Consider the following 2,925-nt stretch of genomic DNA (forward strand, 5'->3'; position numbering starts at 1 on the left):
CCTGCGCCGGGGTGGCTCGCGACGACGACCAGAGGTTCACCGTCACGACGAAGGCCGTCTCCAAGAACAAGCACCGCCACTGAGGCCGTCAGGCGCCCTCGGCGCACAGCACCGTCAGGCGCCCTCGGCGCACAGCGCCGTCAGGGCGCGCTCGCAGTGGGCGACCAGGGTCTCCAGGGTGTGCGACCGCGCCCCGGGCCCGCTCGCGCTCCAGGTGAGCGCCCGGTCCTCGACGTAGGCCCACCAGGCGTGCACGACCTCGCGCAGCCCGGGGTCGAGGTCGAGCGCGGCCACCACCCGGTCGGTGGAGACCGAGCGCACGCTCTCGTGCACCTCGGCCAGCCGCGGGTCGGCGACCCCGCTGCCGTGCACCAACGTCAGGTAGAACGCCCGACGCCGGTCGATCTGCTCCACCATCGCGGTGATCATCGTGCGCACCTGGACCGGCCCCTCGTCGGCCTCCGACGGCGCGGTGTTGCGCAGGATCCGGCGTCCCGCCGCGGCGATGCACGCAAGGTAGAAGTCGGTCTTCGTGGGGAAGTAGTGGAACAGCAGGCCGCGCGAGATGCCCGCCTCCGCGGCGACCTGGTCCATCGACAGGTCCTGGATCGGGGTGTCGATGATCTGCGAGAGCCCGATGCCCACCAGCTGGCGGCGCCGGTCGTCGGCGCTGAGCCGGCGACGTACGGGATCGGACACGCTATTGAGCATTGCTCAACAGTGTGCGTAGGGTCAACCCATGGACTTCTCCCTCTCCCCCCGGGCCGCCGACCTCCGCACGCGCGTGCGCGACTTCATCGCCGCCGAGGTCGAGCCGATCGAGGCCGACGTGCACGCAGGCGTCACCGAGCGCCGGGAGAGCGGCGGCGACCACTGGGCCCCGGACCCGCGGATCGCCGAGCTCCAGGCGAAGGCCCGCGCGCAGGGCCTGTGGAACCTCTTCCTGCCGATCGAGCACGCGGGGCGCTACGCCACCGACTTCGGCACCGACGGTGGGCAGGGGCTGAGCAACGTCGACTACGCCCCGCTGGCCGAGGCCATGGGCGGCTCGTTCCTCGCCCCGCTCGTCTTCAACTGCAACGCCCCCGACACCGGCAACATGGAGGTGCTGCTGCGCTACGGCACCGACGAGCAGCGCGCGACGTGGCTCGAGCCGCTGCTGCGGGGCGAGATCCGCAGCGCGTTCTGCATGACCGAGCCGGACGTCGCCTCCTCGGACGCGACCACGATGGCGGCCACCGCGGTGGTCGACGGCGACGAGGTCGTGATCAACGGACGCAAGTGGTTCTCCACCGGCGTGGGCAACCCCGACTGCAAGGTCCTGGTCTTCATGGGGCTCACCAACCCCGACGCCGACCGCCACTCACGCCACACGATGGTCCTCGTGCCCCGCGACGCCCCCGGCGTGAAGGTCGAGCGGATGCTCACCACCATGGGCTACTACGACGAGCCGCTCGGCCACGGAGACGTCAGCTTCGACGACGTCCGCGTGCCGCTCGGCAACATCCTGCTCGGTGAGGGACGCGCCTTCGAGATCGCCCAGGGCCGTCTGGGGCCGGGCCGCGTCCACCACTGCATGCGCGCGATCGGGCTGGCGGAGAAGGCCCTGGAGCTCGCCTGCCGACGCGCCTCCTCGCGCATCGCCTTCGGCAAGCCGCTGGCCGGCCTCGGCGGCAACCGCGAGCGCATCGCCGAGGCGCGGATCGCCATCAACCGCTCCCGGATGCTGGTCCTGCACGCCGCCTGGCTGCTCGACCAGGGGATGTCCGCGGAGGCCCTCTCCGCGGTCAGCGAGATCAAGGTCGAGGTGCCGCGGATGGCGCTCGACGTCATCGACATGGCCATCCAGATCCACGGCGGCGCCGGCATGACCGACGACTTCCCGCTCGCGGCGGCGTACGTCGGGGCGCGCACGCTGCGCCTGGCCGACGGGCCCGACGAGGTCCACCGGAACGTGGTGGCCAAGATCGAGCTGGGCAAGTACCGATGAGCCGTCGGGTCCTGGTCACCGGGGCCGCGTCCGGCCTCGGCGCCGCCCTGGTGGCCGCCTTCCGGGAGCGCGGCGACGAGGTGCTCGCCACCGACCGCGAGTCGGTGGAGGGGGTCGACCTGGTCCTCGACATCACCTCCGGGGACGACTGGGCGGCGGCCGTCGAGGCCGTCGAGCAGCGCTGGGGCGGCCTCGACGTGCTGGTCAACAACGCCGGCGTGGCCGGCGGTGGCCGGATCGACCGCTGCACGATCGAGGAGTGGCGACAGATCACCGAGGTCAACCTCTTCGGTGTCGTCCGCGGCGTGCAGGCCTTCACCCCGATGCTCAAGGCGCAGGGGTCCGGGCACCTGGTCAACGTGGCCTCGCTGGCGGGTCTCGTGCACCCGGCGGGAATGGGCTCCTACAACGCGACCAAGGCCGCCGTGGTCGCCTTCACCGAGACGTGCGGCCACGAGCTGGCCGGCTTCGGGATCCGCGCGAGCGCCGTGTGCCCGTCGTACTTCCGGACCAACCTGATGAGCTCGATGCAGGGCAGCGACACCGCCCTCGGGGAGATCGTCCGGGGTCTCGTCGAGCGCTCCCCGATCACCGCCGGGCACATCGCCGCGGCGGTCCTGGCCGGGATGGACGCCGGCGACGACGTCATCGTGCCCGACGAGCCCGCCCGGCAGGCCTACTTCCTGAAGTGGGCCGACCGTCCGGCCTACGACCAGGTCATGCGTGCGCAGGCCGCCAAGCTCGAGGAGGCCGACGCGTGAGCGAGGTCGCCGGCGCACGGCAGGTCCGCGACGAGGATGCCTTCGACGTCGGGTCCGTCGCGGCCTGGCTGCGCACCCACGCCGCCGACGCCACCGGCCTCGACGGCACTCCCGCGGTCCGCCAGTTCTCCGGTGGCGCCTCCAACCTCACCTACCTGCTGCGCTACCCGGGCT

General features: G+C 72.3%; 3 protein-coding genes. 2 read left to right on the plus strand and 1 reads right to left on the minus strand.

The window, feature by feature from the left end:
• Positions 1–114: 114 nt before the first annotated feature.
• Positions 115–711: a TetR/AcrR family transcriptional regulator gene (locus ACXJKL_RS18520; RefSeq protein ID WP_457208473.1), complete on the minus strand. Its 597-nt coding sequence runs from the start codon at positions 709–711 to the stop codon at positions 115–117.
• A 28-nt stretch (positions 712–739) separates the two neighbouring features.
• Here ACXJKL_RS18520 and ACXJKL_RS18525 point away from each other — a divergent pair, with 28 nt between their 5' ends.
• Both ACXJKL_RS18525 and ACXJKL_RS18530 read left to right on the plus strand, forming a co-directional pair.
• A complete protein-coding gene (locus ACXJKL_RS18525; protein ID WP_457208474.1) occupies positions 740–1,990 on the plus strand; it encodes an acyl-CoA dehydrogenase family protein in 1,251 nt (416 codons plus the stop codon).
• Positions 1,987–2,751: an SDR family NAD(P)-dependent oxidoreductase gene (locus ACXJKL_RS18530; RefSeq protein WP_457208475.1), complete on the plus strand. Its 765-nt coding sequence runs from the start codon at positions 1,987–1,989 to the stop codon at positions 2,749–2,751. Before ACXJKL_RS18525 ends, ACXJKL_RS18530 begins: the two co-directional genes overlap by 4 nt.
• Positions 2,752–2,925 lie beyond the last annotated feature (174 nt).

Source organism: Nocardioides sp. P5_C9_2 (assembly GCF_054049555.1).